This window comes from Streptomyces sp. CC0208 (genome assembly GCF_003443735.1).
In the GTDB taxonomy this organism is placed as follows: domain Bacteria; phylum Actinomycetota; class Actinomycetes; order Streptomycetales; family Streptomycetaceae; genus Streptomyces; species Streptomyces sviceus.
Map to the genome: position 1 here is coordinate 2022933 of NZ_CP031969.1, position 19372 is coordinate 2042304.

A 19372-nucleotide genomic window follows, 5' to 3' on the forward strand; every position below is an offset into this window, starting at 1 on the left:
CACAGATCATGCAGCCGGTGTCCGGCACGGAGTCCCCGAGCTCCGCGCCGGGCCCGGCCCCGTCCCCGTCCCGCCTCCGCCGACTCGCCAGGGCCGTGCTGCCCGGTCCAGCCCCCGGGGCCAACGGAGCGGCCATGTACCGCCGTTGGTGGCTGCCGTGGCTGTGGACCGCCCCGGCGATCGGGTGCGCGGTGGTCTTCGGGGTGTTCCCGTTCCTCAACACGCTCCTGCTGTCCTTCACCAACGCCAAGCCGCTGGGCGGCACCGCGGGTTTCGTCGGACTCGACAACTACACGCGGATGCTCCAGGACGACGACTTCTGGCTCGCCACCCGCAACAGCGTCCTGTACGCGGTGATCGTCGTGCCGCTGATGGTGCTGCTGCCGCTGATGCTGGCCGTCCTGGTGGAGCGGAACCTGCCCGGCATCGGCTTCTTCCGCTCCGCCTTCTACACACCGGTGCTCGCCTCCAGCGTGGTCGTGGGCCTGAGCTGGCAGTGGCTGCTCGCGGACGACGGACTGGTCAACACCTGGCTGGAGAAGGCCCACCTGATCAGGTCGGCGATCCCGTTCCTGTCGGACTCGTGGCTGATCCTGCTCTCCGCGATGGGCCTGACCCTGTGGAAGGGCCTCGGCTGGTACATGGTCTTCTACCTGGCCGCCCTCGGGAACGTGCCCAGAGAGCTGCACGAGGCCGCGCAGATGGACGGCGCCGGTGCCGTGCGCCGCTTCTGGCACATCACGATCCCCGGCGTACGCCAGGCCATGATGCTCGTCGGCACCCTCACCGGCATCGGCTCGCTCAGGGTGTTCACCGAGATCTACATGCTCGGCAGCTCCACCGGCGGTCCCGGCGGCGCCGACCGCACCCTGCCGTTCTACATCCGGGACGTCGGCCTGGACCCGATCACCGGCAACGCGGGATACGGCTCGGCCGTCAGCGTGGCCCTGTTCGCGCTGACGCTGGGGCTGACCCTGCTGGCGCAGCGTCTGACCAAGGAGGACGAGTCATGACGACGAGTGTCGTCGAGCCCAAGGGCCGTCGCCTGATGCCGCGTTGGGGTGACTACGGCCGCCCGCGCGAGCTCGTCGTCCGCTATCTGCTCCTCCTCCTGGTGCTCGGCCTCACCGTGGGCCCGCTGCTGTGGCAGCTCCTTGCCTCCCTGAAGGGCACGAGCGAGGACGTCTTCGGCGCGGACGCCACCCTGCTGCCGCACCACCCGACGCTGCGCGCCTACCGGACGGTCTTCGACCAGGTGCCGGTGTGGTCGTACATCAAGAACAGCCTGATCGTGGTCGCCCTGTCGGTCACCAGCCAGCTGGTCTTCTCCACGACGGCCGGCTACATGCTCTCCAAGCCCGACTGGAAGGGCCGCAAGGCGGTCTGGGTGGTGCTGGTCGCCTCGATGATGTTCCCCTTCGAGTCGATCATGGTGTCGCTGTTCATCAGCATCCGCGACCTGGGCCTGGTCGACAGCCTGGCGGGTGTGTGGCTGCCCGGGTTCGTCGGCGCCATCAACGTCCTGCTCATGCGCGGCGCGTTCCTCGCGGTCCCGCGCGAGATCGAGGACTCGGCGATGCTCGACGGCGCGAACGAGTGGCAGCGCTTCCGGTACCTGTATCTGCCGTCCGCGTGGGGCGCGATCATGGTGGTCGTCATCAACACGTTCATCAGCGCCTGGGACGACTTCCTGTGGCCGCTGATCGTGCTGCGCTCCGAGAGCCACATGACGCTGACACTGGGGCTCTCCCGTCTGCAGAGCTCGTCGTTCGGCTACGACCAGCGGATGGTCATGGCCGGTTCGGTGATCTCGGTGGTCCCGGTGCTGGTGCTGTTCGTGATCACCCAGCGGTGGTTCTACAAGGGCGTGTCGTCGGGGGCCGTCAAGCTGTGACCCTTCGCGGTGAGCGCCTCCCGGGCTGACGCGGCGACCCTGATCTCGACGGTGCCGCTGACGCCCTCCAGGGGCAGGGTCACCGTACGGCGCTCCCCCGGCGCCAGGCCGACACCCTCGAACGCGCACAGTTCGAGGGTGCGCGGCCAGGTGCGCGTGATCAGCCGGCGCAGATACACCTGGACGACCGAACGCCCGTACCGACGGCCGGTGTTGGTGATGTCGACCTCGACCGTGCGTCCCGTCAGCCGGGGCTCGCCGTACGCGAAGCTCGTGTACGACAGCCCGTGCCCGAAGGAGTACCGCGGCTCGGCGCTCTCGTCGACGTATCCGCCGTACTCGGTGTCCTTGTGGTTGTAGTAGACGGGGAGTTGGGCCGCCGAGCGGGGCACGGAGACGGGCAGGCGGCCCGCCGGTTCCGTGAGCCCGAGCAGCACCTCGGCGATCGCCTCGCCGCCCCACGGGCCGGGATACCAGGCGGAGAGCAGGGCGGGCGCGGTGTCCGGCACGAGGTGCGGGCGTCCCTGGACCAGCACGACCGCGGTCGGCGTGCCCGTCGCCACCACGGCGTCCAGCAGCGCGTACTGGGCGCCGCCCAGCCGCAGCCCGGCGAGGTCGACGCCCTCGCCGCAGGTCATCTCGGAGACCGCCTTGAGCGCGGCCCCGTTGGCGTCGAACTCGGTCCCGGGCGTACGGGCGCTGCTGCCGCCCAGCACCAGCACGGCGAGGTCGGACGCGGCGGCCTGGGCGATCGCCGCCGGGATGCCGGAGAGGTCGTCCCCCGTGAGGGAACAGCCCGGTTCGTGGCGGATGTCGAGGCCGGGCGCGAGCCCGCGCAGGGCGTCGAGGACGCTGCTGCCGGTGCCGGGGCGCTGCGGGGCGGTGTAGTCGCCCGACTGGTGGGCGGTGGTGGCCGCTTGGGGTCCGAGCACGGCGATCCGGGAGACGTCGGCGCCGACGGGGAGCACGCCGTCGTTGCGCAGCAGGGTGACGGCGGCCCGTGCGACCTCCTTGCTGAGTTCCGCGCCGCCGGCAGGGCGGGAGGCCGTCGGGTGCTGTCGCTCGAACAGTCCCAGCCGGAACTTGAGGCGCAGGACCCGGGCGACGGCGGCGTCAAGCGTCCCCTCGCTCACCAGGCCGCGCTCGACCGCCTCCTGGAGATGCGTGAAGCCCTCGTCCCAAAGGCTCAGATCCACACCGGAGTCGAGCGCGAGGGCGCCCGCGGAGACCTTGTCGCCGGTGATCCGGGCCAGCCGGTCGACGGCGAGGCCGTCCGCCATGACGAGCCCGTCGAAGCCCCACTCCTCGCGCAACAGCCCGGTGAGCAGGGCGCGGTTGCCGGAGCAGGGCATGCCGTCGACCTCGTTGTACGCGGCCATGACGGCGGCGGCACCGGCGCGGACACCGGCCCGGGCGGCGGGGAGGTGGATCTCGTGCAGCTCACGCCACCCCAGCTCCGACTCCGCGGAGTTGCGGCCACCGACGGTGGCTCCCTGCCCGGCGAAGTGCTTGAGGACGACGGGGGCTTTGTCGGCGGCGAAGAGGCCGTCCGGACAGGCGCCCTGCATGCCCCGGACCAACGCCTGTGTCAGCCGGCCCGCGAGGTGGGGGTCCTCGCCGAAGCACTCCTCCGTACGGCCCCAGCGCGGGTCGCGGGCGATGTCCAGCGCGGAGACGAGGGCCACGTGGCCGCCGCGGGCCCGCAGTTCGGCGGCGGCGTGGGCGGCGGCACGCTCGTACAGCTCGGGGTCCCAGGTGGCGCCGATCGCCAGGTTGACCGGGAGGACCGTGCCGTCGAGGGCCATGAGGCCGTGCGGGACCTCCTCGACGAACAGCGTCGGGATGCCGAGCCGGCTCCGCTCCACGACGTGTCGCTGCACCAGGTCGGCGAGGGCGGCCCCGTCCTCCGCTCCGGGGCCGTTCCCGTGGTCCACGCCGGACCAGGCGTCGGCGCGCTGGAGGCCGTACAGGGCGCCCAGGCCCTCGAAGCGGTCGGTCTCGGCGCGCAGGGCCTCGGTGAGCTCGAAGCCGCCGTCGGGGGTGCGGCGGTAGGCGTCCCAGCCGTACATCCGCTGGTTGAGCTGGCCGACCTTCTCGCGCAGGGTCATCCGGGACAGGAGGTCGCGGACGCGGGCGTCGACCGGGGCGGTGGGGTCGCGGTACACGGCGTCGCTCATGACCGGTGCGCCAGGCGTGCGAGGGCGACCGCGCCGGGGCAGCCGTCGGCCACCCAGTCCAGGCTCAGGCCGTGCGCGCGCAGCCGTTCGGCCAGCGGGGCGGTGAGCGGCCCCTCGGGACCCAGGAGCCCGCCCGTGGCCACGATCCGCTCCCCGGGCCGCGGTTCCAGCGCCCGGACGGACTCCAGCAGGTGGTCCGCCGCCTCGCTCAGGATGGTCCCGGCCACGGCGTCCCGCTCGGCGGCCGCCTCGGCGACCAGCGGGGCGAAGCGGGCCAGCCGGATCGGCGGATCGGCCATCACGGCGGGCAGCAGATGGCGGCGGAAGTCCTCACGCCGGGCGCGCTCCCAGCCGGGGACGCCGGTGGGGTGGGGGGCGGTACCGCCCGGGGGGACGGCGCCGGAACGGTCGTACGAAGGGATCGCGCTCTTCGGGAGGACGTCTACCGGCAGGTCCAGGGCGCGGCCGACCCAGCCGGCGAGGACCGTCGGACGGCCCCGGCCGTCGGCCATGCGCAGGGCGGCGCGGACCGCGCTGCGGCCGATCCAGAAGCCGCTGCCCTCGTCGCCGAGGAGCCATCCGTCGCCGTCCACGGTGGTCGTGGCGTGCCGGTCGGTGATGCGCATGGCGACCGCGCCCGTGCCCGCGACCAGGGCGAGGCCGTCGGAGGGGGTGCCGGGGGCGGCGGCGAACGCGGCCTCGATGTCGCTGCAGACGCCGACCCGGCCGGTCGGCACGCCCAGGCGGCGCAGGGCCTCGGTGAGGGCGGTGCGGGCCCTGCCGGTGCCGGGGTCGTCCTCGGAGGCCGCCGTGGCGCCCGCGAAACCGCCGGTCACGGCCACGACGCGGGTGCGCGCCGCCTCGGGCACCACCCGGGCGAGCGCCTCGGTGAGGTGGTCGGTGAGCTGGGGGACGGGGACGGTCATGGCGTTGCCCGGCCCGCCGGTGCTCTCGCCCAGCACGCGACCGTCGTCGGCGGCGGCGAGGACCGCGCGGGTGCGGGTGCCGCCGGCGTCGAGGCCGATGACCAGAGCGCCAAGGTCGCGCACGTCGTGGTTCAAATAATTACCCATCGATGACTATGGTGATTGATACATTCGCGCAGGACAAGAGCAGAACCCGAGCCGGACCGAGGTCGGACCTGGCCGAACCCGAGGAGGATCCCATTCCCACGCTCCGCTTCGGCGTCAACTACACGCCCCGCCACGGCTGGTTCCACGCCTGGCACGACTTCGATCCCGCACGCACCCGCGAGGATCTGGCCCAGATAGCCGGACTCGGGCTCGACCACGTCCGGGTCTTCCACCTGTGGCCACTGCTCCAGCCCAACCGCACGCTGATCCGCTCCGCCGCCGTGGACCAGCTGGCGCGGCTGGTCGGCCTGGCCGCCGAGGCGGGCCTCGACGTGCTGGTGGACGGCGTGCAGGGCCATCTGTCGAGCTTCGACTTCTACCCGGAGTGGACCCGCAGCTGGCACCACCGCAACGTCTTCACCGACCCGGACGCCATCGGCGCCCAGGCGGACCTGCTCCGCACCCTCGGCCGCGCCCTCGCCGGCCGCCCGAACCTCATCGGCCTCCAGCTGGGCAACGAGCTCAACAACCTGATCGAGCACAACCCGGCGACGCCGACGGAGGTCGACCACTACCTGGACACGCTGCTGGCGGCCGCCCGAGAGGGCCTCGGCGCCGACGGCGGACTGGTCACGCACTCCGCGTACGACGCCGCCTGGTACGGCGACGACCACCCCTTCACCCCTCAGGCCTCGGCCCGCAAGGGTGACGTCACCACGGTTCACCCGTGGGTCTTCTCCGGCGGCTGCGCGAGCCTGTACGGCCCCCGCTCCCCCCAGGTCCTGCACCTCGCCGAGTACGGCACGGAACTCGCCAAGGCCTACGCCGAGGACCCGTCCCGCCCGGTCTGGATCCAGGAGACGGGCGCCCCGGAACCGCACATCCCGGCCGCCGACGCCCCGCACTTCGCCCGCGAGACGATCCTGAACGCCTCTGGGTGCGCGGACCTGTGGGGCGTGACGTGGTGGTGCTCCCACGACGTGGACCGGTCACTGGCCGACTTCCCGGAACTGGAGTACACGCTCGGTTTGTTCGACGCGGCGGGCAGGCCCAAGCCGATCGCGGAGGCGGTGGCGGCGACGATCGCCGAACTGCGCGCGGGCCCGCTGTCGGTCGAGCCGCGCGACACGGCCCTGGTCCTGGACTGCACTCCGTCCACGCGCTCGGTGTCGGGGCCGGGCGGGGCGTACTTCGAGGAGTGGATGCGGTTGCGTCAGCAGGGGGTGCGTCCGGCGGTGGTCCTGGCGGAGCGGGCGGAGGACGAGAGCTACCTGGCGACCAGGGGAATCAAGGAGCTCATCCGAGTTCCGTAGCAGACAGATCACCGCACCCGGCCAGCACCTCGGCCACGGCCCGCAGATTGACCTTCCCCCGCCCGTAGGAACACAACGCCCCACCGTCCGGCAGCCCCGTGGCGACCCGCACCGCCCCCGGCCTCCGGACCAGCAGCTCATCCCTGACGCGGGCCTGCCACGGGTACAGGCTCGCGTCACACGTCGCCACCACCAACGGCGCGCTCCCGGCCTCGGCCAGAACCACGTCGACGAGCGCGGAAGGATCGACCGGCTCCCCCGCCACCGCCGTCCCCGTAGCCGTCGGATCCACCGCGAGCACTTGGGTCAGCAGATCCTCCCCACCCCAGTTCAACGCGGGATGCGGCGCCGGAAACAGGTCGACGACGTGCGCGCCCGCCACGGGCACGGGGAGCGCCTGCGAGCACACCGCCCGCCGGGCCGCCTCCAGCCCTGCCCCCGCGTCCCATACCGCGACCTCGTCCACCGGCGTGGCGTACCGCTCGACCAGCCGCTGAACCCGCCGGGCGGCCTCCCCCACCCGCTCCTCCGCCAGCATCCCGTCCCGCAACGCCTCCAGGACCGCGTCCCGGCACTCCAGCGTGACCCGCAGATCCGGTACGGCGACGATGACCTGGTCCGCCCCGGCGGCGAGTGCGATCCGCGCCCCGGCCGCCTCCCCGTACAGGTCGGAGATCGCCTTCATCTCCAGCGCGTCGCTGACCAGCACCCCGTCGAACTCGAGCTCCTGCCGCAGCAGGTCCCCGAGGATGCGCCGGCTGAGCGTGGCCGGGCGGTTGGCGTCCAGTGCCGGGAAGACGACGTGCGCGCTCATCAGCATCGGCACACCCGCGGCGATCGCGGCCCGGAAGGGGGCGAGATCGAGTTCGTCGTACGGCCGCGGGTCGACGGCGAGCTCGTGGTGGCTGTCGGTGAGCGTGCCGCCGTGCCCCGGGAAGTGCTTGGCGCAGGAGGCGATGCCGCGCGCCTCGGTGGCCGTGATCCAGGCGCCGAGGTGCCGGGACACCAGCGCGGTGTCCTCGCCGAAGGCACGGGTGCGCACGATCGGGTTGCCGGCCTGTCGCTGGACGTCGGCGACGGGGGCGTAGGAGGCGGTGACGCCGAGGGTGGCCAGGTGTCCGGCGAGGGCGTCGGCGCAGCGGGCGGTGAGGTCCAGGTCGTCGACGACGCCGAGCGCGTAGGAGCCGGGGACCTCCGGGGCGCCCGCGGCGACCAGGTGCCCGATGCCCCCGCCCTCGTTGTCGATGGCGACCAGCAGATCGGGGCGCAGCGCCCGCAGGGTGTCGGTGAGCCGGCGCACCTGTTCCGCGTCGCGCACGTTGCGGGTGAACAGGATGACCCCGCCGAGACCGCGGTCGATGAGCCGCTTCAGGGTGTCGGGGACGGCCGTGGTGCCGTCGAACCCGGCGACGAGACAGCGGTGGGCGGCCTCGTCGAGGTCGACGGGGAGGGCGGTGCGGGCAGACGGGCGGTCGGTGTGGGTCACCCCCGGAATCCTCTGGCTCACTCAGCCGAAAGTCAACATACCAGTGGTTCTGCCATTCATCGCTGCCTCTCCCAGCCCAGCCCGTCGGCGGAGGCGACGAGGTGGCCCGGCGCGGCGGGCGCGGTCTCGTCCAGGGGGCCGCCGTAGAGCGCCTGCTCCTGGAGGTCGTTGCCGGTGCGGAAGGTCTCGCCCACGACCCGCGTGGACAGCAGCGGGTTCGTCCGGTCGTCCGACGTGGCCAACCGGCCCACCGCGCCGTCCAGTTCGGCCGCCGCGGCACTCCACCGGTCCCCGAACCGCTCCGGTCCCAGCACCGCCGTGTCGCCCGAGACCAGTCCGCCCGCCAGCTCGGCGAAGGCCGCCACCTCGGTGCTGTCGACGTTCGTGACCTTCTTCGCGGACCAGAAGTACGACTCGTCGTTGCGCTCCATGTCGTAGAAGGCGATGAGGAAGTCGTAGAACACCCGGTACTCGTGCCGGTAGCGCGTCTCGAACTCGGCGAAGCCGCGCCCCTCGGGCACGCTGCCGTCGAGCGCGGAGTTGACCGCGCGGGCCGCCAGCAGGGCGCCGTAGGTGGCCAGATGGACCCCGGAGGACAGCACGGGGTCCACGAAGCAGGCGGCGTCGCCGACGAGCGCCATGCCGGGCGTCCAGAAGGACGTCTTCCAGTACGACCAGTCCTTGCGCACCCGCACCCGGTCGTACGGCGGCTCGGTCGCGGCCGGCACTCCGTCGACCAGCTCGGCGACCTCGGGGCAGGCCCGGACCATGTCCTGCCAGGCGGCACGCGGGTCCCGCTGGACGGCAGGATGGTGCTCGGGCGAGATCACGGCGCCGACGCTGGTCAGGTCGTCGCGCAGCGGGATGTACCAGAGCCAGCCGGCGTCGAACGCGGCGCAGAAGATGTTGCCCCGGTTCGGTTCGGGGAGCCGGCGTCCGCCCGCGAAGTACCCGAACACGGCGAGGTTGCGGAAGAAGTCGGAGTACACCCGCGCCCCGCCCACCCCGGAGTGGACCCGGCTGGTGTTGCCGGACGCGTCGATCACGTGACGGCCGTATGCCGTACGGGAGTTGCCGTCCCTGTCGGTGTACTCGACCCCGCGCACCCGCTCGTCGTCGGCGACGATCCGGCGCACCGGGCTGCCCTCGCGGACCTCGGCGCCGACCCGGGCCGCGTTGCGCAGCAGGATCTCGTCGAAACGGGAGCGCTCCACCTGGAAGGCCGTCGCCGTGGGTTCGGGCAGCCGGGGCGTCATGGCGAAGGAGAACTGCCATGGCTTCGGGTCGCGGCCCCAGCGCAGGGTGCCACCGCGTTTGAGGGTGAACCCGGCCGCGGCGACCTCGTCGGCGACCCCGAGGATGCCGCACAGGCCGTGCACGGTCGCGGGCAGCAGCGACTCACCGATCTGGTACCTCGGGAAGGTCTCCCGCTCCAGCAGCAGCACCCGGTGGCCGCGCAGCGCGACGGCGGCCGCCGCGGTCGATCCGGCCGGACCGCCGCCGACGACGATCAGGTCGTACTCGGGGTTCATCGGGAGCTCCTGTTCTCGATCGGGTCACTCGGTCAGCCAGGCCCGGATCGCCGCGGCCGTGGAGTCGGCGTCCTGGTGGACGACGGAGTAGTGGTCGCCGGGGACGTCCGCGGTGTCGTGGGGCAGCGGCCAGTGCGGCAGCCAGTCCCCGTCGGGGTCCGTGCGCCGCATCTCGGCGGTCGGCCGGCCGCGCAGCAGCAGCGTCGGCACGGGCGGGAGCCCCGGGTCCTGCCCGGGCTGCCATCCCTCGAGAACGCGCGCATAGCCACCGCCCGCGACGAGCAACGAGTCGTCGAACTCCGCGACCACGTCCTCCGGGAGGGCGGCACCGGCGGCCATCAGGGCGAGTGCGCGGGCGTCCCCGCGCCGGAGCACGCCCGCGTGGGAGTCGACCAGGACGACACCGGCCGGCGGCTCTCCCGCGGTCGCCAGACGGCGGGCCACCTCGTGGGCGATCACACCACCGGCGCAGTAGCCGACCAGGACGACAGGCCCGCCCCGGGCGATCTCGCGGACCGTGTCGGCGTGCGCCCGCGCCAGTGTCTCCATCGAGTCCGGAACCGCCCTGCGGGCACCGAGTCCTGGGTGCTCCAGGAGGTACACGTCCCGTTCCCCGTCGAACCGTTCGGCCAGGCCCGTGGGGACCCGGTGGAAGGGTGCCAGGTAGTCGGGGAGGTAGGCCAGCGCCGCGGCCCTTGCGCCGGTGCCGCCTCGGGCGAGCCGGACGGGTCGGACGGCGTGCCGCGCGCGGTCGGCCGCGGTGAAGGACGGCAGGGCGTACGAGGCGACGTACCGCAGGGTCATCGCCTCCAGGGGGCCCTGCTCACGCAGGACGCGGTGGTAGAGGGTGGTGAACCGGTAGGCGGGCGAGGGCACTTGGGTCGGCGGCTCCGTCGCCCCCGGCCCCAGGGTGTCCGCCGGCTCCGGGAACGCGCCCGCCTCGCCCAGCGCGGCGAGGAGGTGCGCCGACAGCCCCTCCAGCGTCGGGTGTTCGAGGACGACCGTCGGCGCCAGCCGCACCCGGGTGAACGCGCTGAGCCGGTTGCGGAACTGAAGGGCCGTCAGCGAGTCGAAGCCGAGCTGTCCGAACTCGCGGTCGGCGGGGAAGGCGTCCGCGTCCGGGAAGCCCAGCACTGCAGCCAGCTCGGCGCGGAGCAGACCCGCCAGCACACCCGCGCGGTCGGCCTCGGGAGCAGCGGCGAGCCGCTTGCGCCAGGCACCGGGCGCCTGGTCGGCCGCCGGTGCCGCGGCGGCCGGGGTCGGGCGCGCCGGCCGCAGGTCCGCGAGCAACGGCAGGGGCGAGCCGCCGCGCGGGGCGCGGGCGAACGGGACGGGCACCAGTACCGGTGCCGGCGTGCGCAGTGCGGAGTCCAGCAGTTCGGCGCCCTCCCGCTCGGTGATCGCCGGCACCTCGTCCTGGGCCGGCAGGTTCGGCGCGACCCGGCCCGCCATGCCGTCGTGGTGCGCGGTGGTCCAAGGGCCCCAGGCGAGCGACCGCGCGGGCAGCCCGCGGGCGGCCCGGTACGCGGCGAGCCCGTCGAGGAAGCCGTTGGCGGCCGCGTAGTTGGACTGTCCCGGCCTGCCCAGCACTCCGGCGGCCGAGGAGTACAGCACGAACGCGGCCAGGCCCCGTCCGGCGGTCGCTTCGTGCAGGTGCCAGGCGGCGTCCGCCTTGGGCGCCAGCACTTCGGCGACCCGCTCCGGCGTCATGCCGTCCACCACCCCGTCGGCCACCACTCCGGCGAGATGGAACACGCCGGTCAGGGGCGGCCGGCAGGACTCGACCAGGGCGTCCACGGCAGTCCGGTCGCTCACGTCGCAGGCCACCACCCGTACGTCCGCGTCCAGTTCGGCCGCCCAGTCGGGCGTACGGCCGCTGCGGCTCGCCAACAGCAGGTGGCGGGACCCGCGTTCGGCCACGAGGTAGCGGGCGAGGCTCGCGCCGAGCGCTCCGGTGCCGCCGGTGATCAGCACGGTGCCGTCGGGGTCGAGAGCGGGCGGCGGGGCACTCGCGGGACCCGTGGTGACCAGCCTGGGCACCAGGACCGTGCCGTCGCGCAGGGCGAGTTGGGGTTCGCCGGTGCGCAGGACGGCTTCCCGTGCCGCGGGCGTGAGGGTGCCGCCGCGGAGGTCGACCTGCACGATCCGGCCGGGGTGCTCGGACTGGGCGCTGCGCACGAACCCGGCCACCGCGGCCTGCGCCGGGTCCGGGTCGTCCCCGCCCGCGTGGTGGGTGAGCACCAGCAGACGGCCCGGACGGGTGCCGGCGACCCGGTCGCGTACCCGGGCGAGGACGGCCGTGACGAGCTCCCGGGCCCGGCCCGGCATGTCCTCGCGGCGGTGCTGGTCCAACAGGTCCGCCGTGTCCAGGAGTTCGTGCTCGGTGTCGGTGTGCCCGGCTTCCGCGGCGGGCCGCCAGGCCACCTGGTACAGCTCCGTCGGGCGGACCTTCATCACCCGGGTGACGAGGGATTCGACGGTGGCCAGCGGCCGCCCGTCCATGCCGGTCAGCGTCACCCGTGCCTCGTCGGGCCCGAGCCGTTCCAGACGGACCCGGGCGGCCGAGGCGCCGGTCTCGTGCACGCTCACGCCCGTGCAGGCGAGCGGGATCCGTGCCTCTCCGGGCCCCTCGGCCAGCAGCGCGGCGTGCAGGGCGGCGTCGAACAGCGCGGGGTGCAGGGTGTACGAGCCGGCCTCCGCCGCCTCTTGAGGCCGCAGCGCCACTTCGGCGAAGGTCTCGGCACCGCGCCGCCAGAGCCCGGTGACCGCGCGGAAGGCCGGCCCGTAGTGGTGCCCGTACGCGGCGAGCCGCTGGTAGTCGACGGCGACCTCCTCGGCGCCGACGGGTGGCCATGCGGTGTCCTGTGCGGCTGCGGGAGCTGTGCCGGCCGGGGCGACCGAGGCTGCGGCATGGCGCGTCCAGGTCGGGCCCGTCCGTGCCCACACGGTGACCGGACGGTTCCCCGCCGCATCCGGGGCGTCCGCGACCACCTGGATCCGCACCGGGTCCGAGGCGGGCAGCACCAGCGGCTCGTGGAGGACCAGCTCGGACAGCCGCAGCGGGCCGTTGGCCGCGTCCGCCCCCGCCGCCCGGAAGGCCAGCTCGGCGAAGACCGTCGCGGGCACCAGCAGCCGGTCGCCGATCACATGGTCCGCGAGCCAGGGCTGCCGTGCGGTGGACAGCACACCGCTGTACCGGGTCCCGGGCCCGTCGGCGTCCGGCTGCGCCTCGCCGACCAGCTTCCCGTCGTCACCGCTGCCCTGGTCACGGACGTCGAGCCAGTAGCGCTGCCGCTGGAAGGGGTACGTCGGCAAGGGCCGTCGGCGGGCACCGGTTCCCGCGTACACGGACCGCCAGTCGACCGGCACCCCGTGGACGTGCAGCTCCGCCAGGGCCACGGTCGTCTCGGCACCGGACGTGAACAGGGCTCCGGAGTCCGGCTCGACGCACTCCTCGGCCGCCGTGATGAGGGCCGCCGACGGTCCGGCCTCCACGTACGCGGTCACCCCCGTGCGCGCCAGCCAGTGCACCGCGTCGGCGAACAACACGGTCTCCCGCGCCTGCCGTACCCAGTACTCGGCGGTCCGGATCGCGTCCGGCTCCGGGCGGCCGGTCAGTGTCGACACGACCGGTACGGACGGCCGGTGGTAGGTGACCGACTCCGCGATCTCCCGGAACGCGTCCAGCATCGGGTCGAGCCGCGGCGAGTGGAAGGCGTGGCTGACCTTCAACCGGGTCGCCGTACGCCCGAGTCGGGCGGCCAGCGCGGACACCGCCTCCTCGTCGCCGGACAGCACCACGGACTCGGGTCCGTTGACGGCCGCGACGGCGACCCGGGCACCGGGTTCCTCGTCGAGCCGTTTCACCACGTCCGCCAGGGGTGCCCGCACGGCGAACATGGCACCGCCCGTGGGCAGTTCGGCCATCAGACGGCCTCGCGCTGCCACCAGCCGTACCGCGTCGGCCCGCGAGAACACACCCGCGATGTGCGCGGCGGCCAGTTCGCCGATCGAGTGGCCGACCAGGAAGTCGGGGCGTACCCCGCTGTCGGCGAGGAGGGCGTGCAGCGCGACCTCGTAGGAGAACAGGGCGGGTTGCGCGTAGTCGGTGCGGTGCAGGAGGCCGCTGTCGGGGTCGTCGATCACCTCACGCAGGGGCCGGTCGAGCAACGGCGTGAAGGAGTCGCACAGTTCGCCGAAGACGGTGGCGAACACGGGGAAGCGGGCCGCGAGTTCACGGCCCATGCCGGTCCGCTGGGCGCCCTGGCCCGTGCAGAGCAGCGCCACCTTGGCGGTGCCGCGCGCGGTGCCCTTGCGCAGTGCGGGGCTGTCGGCGCCTTCGGCCAACTCCCGTAACCCGGCGAGGAGTCCGTCGGTCCCGGTGGCCAGGACGGCGGCACGGCGCTGGAGGGGTGCGCGGGTGGTGGCGAGCGAGTAGGCGATGTCCAGGGCATCGGCCTCCCCGTCGAGGTCGGCCAGCGTGGTCGCCAACTCCCGGGCGTGGGCACGCAGTCCGGCCTCGTCGCTGCCGCCGACGAGCCAGGGGGTGGTGATGCCCGGGCCCGAGCGGATGGTCTCAGGCTTCTTCTCGGCTTCCCCCGACTTGGGGCGGGCCTCCTCGATGATCACGTGCGCGTTGGTCCCGCCGATCCCGAACGACGAGACCGCCGCCCGGCGCGGCCGGTCACGCTCCGGCCAGGGCCGGGCCCGGTCCAGCAGCCGTACCGCCCCGTCGGACCAGTCGACGTGCGGCGACGGCCGCTCCGCGTAGAGCGACCTGGGCAGTTCGCCGTGGCGCATCGCCTCGATCACCTTGATGACGCCGGCCACCCCGGCCGCGGCCTGGGTGTGCCCGAAGTTCGACTTCACCGAGCCCAGCCACACCGGGTCGTCGGCGTCGCGGCCCCGGCCGTAGGTGGCCAGCAGGGCGCCCGCCTCGATCGGGTCGCCGAGCGCGGTTCCGGTGCCGTGGCCCTCGACGACGTCGACGTCGGCCGTCTCCAGCCCGGCGTCGGCCAACGCCAGTCGGATCAGCTCGCGTTGGGCCTGGCCGTTGGGGGCGGTGAGGCCGTTGGACGCGCCGTCCTGGTTCACGGCGGAGCCGCGCAGCACGGCCAGGACCGGATGGCCGTTGCGCCGGGCGTCCGACAGCTTCTCCAGCAGCACCAGGCCGACGCCCTCGGCCCACGCGGTGCCGTCGGCGCCGTCCGCGAAGGACCGGCAGCGGCCGTCCGCCGACAGCCCGCGCTGCCTGCTGAACACCACGAACGGCTTCGGACTGGCCAGTACGGTCACTCCTCCTGCCAGCGCGAGGGTGCACTCGCCCGCGCGCAGAGCCGCGGCGGCCAGGTCCATGGCGACCAGCGAGGACGAGCAGGCCGTGTCGACGGTCAGGGCGGGACCGCGCAGGCCCAGCACATAGGAGATCCGCCCGGAGGCCACGCTGCCCGCGGACCCGACGCCCAGGTGCGACTCCAGCGCGTGTGCCGAGGCCCCGGCGCCGTAGCCGCCGTGCATCAGGCCGACGTAGACGCCGGTGGCACTGCCGCGCAGCGAGGGTGCGGGGATGCCGGCGCGCTCCAGCGTCTCCCAGGCGACTTCGAGCAGCAGCCGGTGCTGCGGGTCGGTGGCCGTGGCCTCGCGCGGCGAGATGCCGAAGAACAACGGGTCGAAGTCGGCCGCGTCGGTGAGGAAGCCACCGCGTCGGGTGTACGTCGTCCCGAGCCGGTCGGGGTCGGGGTGGTACAGGGCACCGACGTCCCAGCCGCGGTCGGCCGGGAACTCCCCGGTGGCGTCGACCCCGTCGGACACCAGCCGCCAGAGGTCCTCGGGCGAGCGCACCCCGCCCGGGTAACGGCAGCCGACGGCCACGATCGCGATCGGCTCGGCGGCGGGCCCGCGGCGCGGGGCCGTGGTCGCGGACCCCGCGCCGTGCAGCCGCTCGTCGAGGTGGGCGGCGACCGCGGCGGGCGTCGGGTGGTCCCAGACCAGGGTGGCGGGCAGCCGCAGTCCGGTACGGAGGCCGAGCCGGTGCCACAGGGTCATCGCGCCCATGGAGGTGAGACCGAGGTCGGCGAAGGCGGTGTGGGGGTCGATCGCCGCCGCGTCGGTGACGGGTGCCTCGTCATGGACGGCAGCGGCGTGACCGACGGACCGTTCGCGGCCCATGTACGCGCCGCGGACGGCAGCGTCCTGACCGCCGGACCGGGCACGGCCCCTTGCCGGCTCATGCAGGGCCGCGGGACTGTCGACGGCCGCGAGCCCACCGCCCACGGCCACTTCGGCGACCGCGACCGTCACACTTGCACGGCCCCCCACACCCCCGTTGACCACCGAGGCACCGCCGATCGCGGCCGTCTCCGCGCACACCAGCTCGGTCAGCGCCGCCCGGCGCTCCGCCGGGGTCCGGGCGGCGAGTCCCGCGAGGGCCTCCTCGGCCTGGCGGGCGGCGAGGCCCTCCCTGAGGACGGCCCGTCGCGGCTTGCCGGCCGCGGTGCGGGGGATGGCCGGGGTGAACAGGACGTCCTCGGGGACCTTGTGCGCGGAGAGCACTTCGGCGCAGGCCCGCAGCAGTGCGCCCGTGTCCAGGGCCCGTTCCTCCGGTACGACGAACGCGACCGGGACCTCGCCGAGCAGCGGATGCGGCCGCGCCACGACCGCCGCGTCCAGCACCCCGGGCAGCCCGCGCAGCACCTGCTCGACCTCGACGGGGTCGACGTTCTCCCCGCCCCGCACGATCCGGTCGTTCGCGCGCCCGGTGACGGTGAGATACCCGTGCTCACCCAGTCGCCCCAGGTCGCCGGTGCGGTACCAGCCGTCGCCGTCCACCCCCGCCCCGTCGCGGTAGCCGAGCATGACGCCGGGCCCGCGCACCCAGATCTCCCCCTCGGCGCCGACGACCTCCGCACCGGTCCCGGGCTCGACGAGCCGCACCTCCATGCCGGGCAGCACGGCCCCGCTGCTGCCCGGCACCCGCGGCCCCGCCGGCGACTCCATCGCGATCTTGCCGCAGGTCTCGGTGCTGCCGTACCCGTCGAGCAAAGGCGCCCCGAACCGCTCCTCGACCCGCTCCCGCAACTCCGGCGCGCTCGGTGCCCCGGCGGTGACACACACGCGCAGCGAGGACACCTCACCGAGTCCGGAGTCGAGCAACTGCTGGTAGGTGAGCGGCACTCCGCCCAGTACGGTCGGTGCGAACTCCTCGATGAGCCGTACCAGCGCGGCCGGTTCCCGCACCGCCGTGATCCGCGCGCTGCCGCCCGCCACGGTCGTGCCGAGGACGCAGAGCGAGTGGGCGTAGGTGTGCGCGAGCGGCAACGGCCACAGCAGCCGGTCGTCCGCCGAGAGCCCCAGGCGGGGCACGTAGCAGGCGACCGGCGACCACAGCGCGGAGCGCTGGCTGGCGACGGCGGCCCTGGGGGTGCCCGAGGTGCCGGAGGTGTACAGCAGCCAGGCGGGCTCGTCCAGGGCGAGGTCGTCGCGGGGCCCGGGTGAACGGCCGTCCGCCACAAGGTCGTCGAAGTGCGCGACCCCCTCGGGCACGGGTCCCTCGCCGGTCACCACGAGTCGCGGTGACCGCTCCCCCACCACGCTGGCGATCCGCGCCAACTGCCGCCGGTCGACGACCAGTACGTCGGGATCACAGTCGGCGAGCAGCGCCGCGAGCTCGGCATGGGTGCCCCGCGGACTCAACGGGACCCCGACGGCGGCGGCCCGCGATGTGGCGAGCAGTCCCTCCACGAGTTCGACGCTGTTGTCGAGGCAGAACGCCACCCTCGCCCCACGGGTCACCCCGAGCGCGCCCGCCAACCGCCGCGTCCGGAGCTCCAGTTCGGCCCAGTTCACCGATCGCCGGTCATCGGCGAACGCGAGCTTCCCGCCGTACCGCGAGGCGTTCTCGACCAGCAACTCCGCCACGGGCCGGACCGCGGACTCTGCCCCGACGCGCATCGGGCCTCCCTCTGGATCACCGAGTCCGCACCGTATCCCGCCCGGGCGCCCGCCACCGCATCGCAAGTGGACGCAGGGCGGGCGGAGTTGGCGGAACCGGTCACCGGACTCGGTGAACGGGACCCGGGGTCAGTCCTCGTCGGCCGTCAACCGCAGGGAGATGCTGTTGATGCAGTACCGCTGGTCGGTGGGGGTCGGATACCCCTCACCCTCGAACACATGTCCGAGGTGTGAGCCGCAGCGGGCGCAGCGCACCTCCGTGCGCACCATCCCGTGCGAGCGGTCCTGGATCAGCTCGACCGCGTCCGTGTCCTTCGGGTCGTAGAAGCTCGGCCAGCCGCAGTGGGACTCGAACTTCGTGGTGGAGGTGAAGAGTTCGGCACCGCAGGCGCGACAGGAGTACACGCCGGTGGCCTTGGTGTTGGTGTACTCACCGGTGAAGGCGGGTTCCGTCCCGGCCTGGCGGAGTACGGCGTACTCGGCCGGGGTCAGCTCCGCTCGCCACTGCTCGTCCGGCTTTTCGACGTCGTACGACATGAAGCTCAGCCCCTTACTTCGCGAGACGGTCCAGGATCAGCGGGCCGAGGTCCGTCACGTCACCCGCGCCCATGGTGAGAACGAGATCACCGGCCTTCGCCATTCCCGCGACCACCTCCGGCACGTCCGCCTTGTCGTGGACCGGCGTCACGTCCGCGCCCGCGGCCCGCGCCGCGTCGATGATCAGCTCGCTCGTCACCCCGGGGATCGGGTCCTCGCGGGCCGGGTAGATCTCCAGGACCAGCGAGCCGTCCGCGAGCGCGAGGGCCTCGCCCATCTCCTTGCCGAGCTCCTGCGTCCGCGAGAACAGATGGGGCTGGAAGACCACGAGGATGCGGGCGTCCCCGGCGGCGGCGCGCATGGCCTCCAGGTCCGCCGTCATCTCCGTGGGGTGGTGGGCGTAGGAGTCGATGACCTGCACCCCGGCCGCCTCGCCCTTGAGCTGGAGGCGCCGCTTGACACCGGTGTACGCGGCCAGGGCAGGCGCCAGATCCTCGGCGGGGACACCGAGCGCCACGCCCGCGGCCAGCGCGGCCACCGCGTTGTGCGCGTAGTGGCGGCCGGGGACGGAGACCGTGAAGGTGAGCTGCCTGCCGTCGAGGAGGACGGTGACCTCGCTCTTGAGGCCCTGGGGCGCGACCGACAGCACCCGCACGTCGGCGTCCTCGGCGTCGCCGTACGTCACCACGCGCACACCGCTCGCCGTGACCCGCCAGGTCAGCTCCCGGGCGCCCTCGTGGTCCGCGTTGACGACCAGCGTGCCGCCCTTGGCGATGCGGTCCACGAAGGTCTCGAAGGACTCGTAGATCTCGTCCATCGACGCGTAGTTGGCGTGGTGGTCGAGCTCGACGTTGAGGACGATGGCGACCTCGGGGGCGTACTTGTGGAAGCTGCGGTCCGATTCGTCCGCCTCGGCGACGAAGATCTCGCCCTCGCCGTGCAGCGCGTTGGAGCCGGGGGCGTCCAGGTCGCCGCCGATCGCGTACGAGGGCCGCAGTCCCAGCTCGGACAGGGAGACCGCCAGCATCGAGGTCGTGGTCGTCTTGCCGTGCGTGCCGGCGACCGCGATCGGCCGCAGGCCGTCCATCAGCGAGGCGAGGGCGTCGGAGCGGTGCACGACCGGGATGCCGAGCTCGGCCGCCCGGGCCAGCTCGGGGTTGTCGGCCCGGATCGCCGACGACACGACCACACAGGTGGCGTCGGCCGCCAGGTGCTCGGCGGCGTGCCCGATGTGCACGGTCGCGCCGAGCGCGCGCAGGGCCTCCGCGGTGGCGGACTCCTTGGCGTCACTGCCGGCCACCTTCGCGCCGCGCTGCGCGAGGATCTTCGCGATCCCCGACATCCCGGCCCCACCGATCCCGATGAAGTGCGGTCGGTCCATGGCGGTAGGAAGGCCGGGTGCCATGCGTG

The 19372-nt window shown here is 73.8% G+C and carries 10 protein-coding genes; 3 read left to right on the plus strand and 7 right to left on the minus strand.

The features are described 5' to 3' along the window. Positions 1–8 precede the first annotated feature (8 nt). Entirely contained in the window at positions 9–1013 is a 1005-nt protein-coding gene (locus D1369_RS09190; RefSeq protein ID WP_037903775.1) for a sugar ABC transporter permease, read from the plus strand. Next, positions 1010–1894 carry a carbohydrate ABC transporter permease gene (locus tag D1369_RS09195; protein ID WP_007385438.1) on the plus strand — a complete coding sequence of 295 codons (885 nt, stop codon included), beginning with the start codon at positions 1010–1012 and terminating at the stop codon, positions 1892–1894. Before D1369_RS09190 ends, D1369_RS09195 begins: the two co-directional genes overlap by 4 nt. On the opposite strand, the gene D1369_RS09200 is transcribed toward D1369_RS09195, so the two are convergent. Further along, complete coding sequence (locus D1369_RS09200) at positions 1858–4071, minus strand: glycoside hydrolase family 3 N-terminal domain-containing protein (protein WP_037901726.1); 2214 nt, start codon at positions 4069–4071, stop codon at positions 1858–1860. The two genes, D1369_RS09195 and D1369_RS09200, sit on opposite strands and share 37 nt — an antisense overlap. Further along, positions 4068–5144 carry a BadF/BadG/BcrA/BcrD ATPase family protein gene (locus D1369_RS09205; RefSeq protein ID WP_118082398.1) on the minus strand — a complete coding sequence of 359 codons (1077 nt, stop codon included), beginning with the start codon at positions 5142–5144 and terminating at the stop codon, positions 4068–4070. The genes D1369_RS09200 and D1369_RS09205 overlap by 4 nt, the downstream gene beginning before the upstream one ends. A gap of 8 nt (positions 5145–5152) precedes the next feature. Here D1369_RS09205 and D1369_RS09210 point away from each other — a divergent pair, with 8 nt between their 5' ends. Next, the gene (locus D1369_RS09210) at positions 5153–6457 is read left to right on the plus strand and encodes a glycosyl hydrolase (protein ID WP_037901722.1); all 1305 of its coding nucleotides are present in this window, start codon (positions 5153–5155) and stop codon (positions 6455–6457) included. Here the strand turns inward: D1369_RS09210 and D1369_RS09215 are convergent. The 5 genes from D1369_RS09215 to murC form a co-directional block, all read right to left on the minus strand. Next, a complete protein-coding gene (locus D1369_RS09215; protein ID WP_007385433.1) occupies positions 6441–7943 on the minus strand; it encodes a glycoside hydrolase family 3 N-terminal domain-containing protein in 1503 nt (500 codons plus the stop codon). The genes D1369_RS09210 and D1369_RS09215 overlap by 17 nt on opposite strands. Before the next feature lie 56 nt (positions 7944–7999). Next, entirely contained in the window at positions 8000–9475 is a 1476-nt protein-coding gene (locus tag D1369_RS09220) for a tryptophan 7-halogenase (protein WP_007385432.1), read from the minus strand. 24 nt (positions 9476–9499) lie between these two features. Then, complete coding sequence (locus D1369_RS09225; RefSeq protein WP_118082399.1) at positions 9500–17425, minus strand: type I polyketide synthase; 7926 nt, start codon at positions 17423–17425, stop codon at positions 9500–9502. A 129-nt stretch (positions 17426–17554) separates the two neighbouring features. Continuing rightward, entirely contained in the window at positions 17555–17962 is a 408-nt protein-coding gene (msrB, locus tag D1369_RS09230; protein ID WP_007385428.1) for a peptide-methionine (R)-S-oxide reductase MsrB, read from the minus strand. A gap of 13 nt (positions 17963–17975) precedes the next feature. Next, positions 17976–19367 (minus strand): UDP-N-acetylmuramate--L-alanine ligase, encoded by a 1392-nt coding sequence (murC, locus tag D1369_RS09235; protein WP_007385427.1) that lies wholly within the window; start codon positions 19365–19367, stop codon positions 17976–17978. Positions 19368–19372 lie beyond the last annotated feature (5 nt).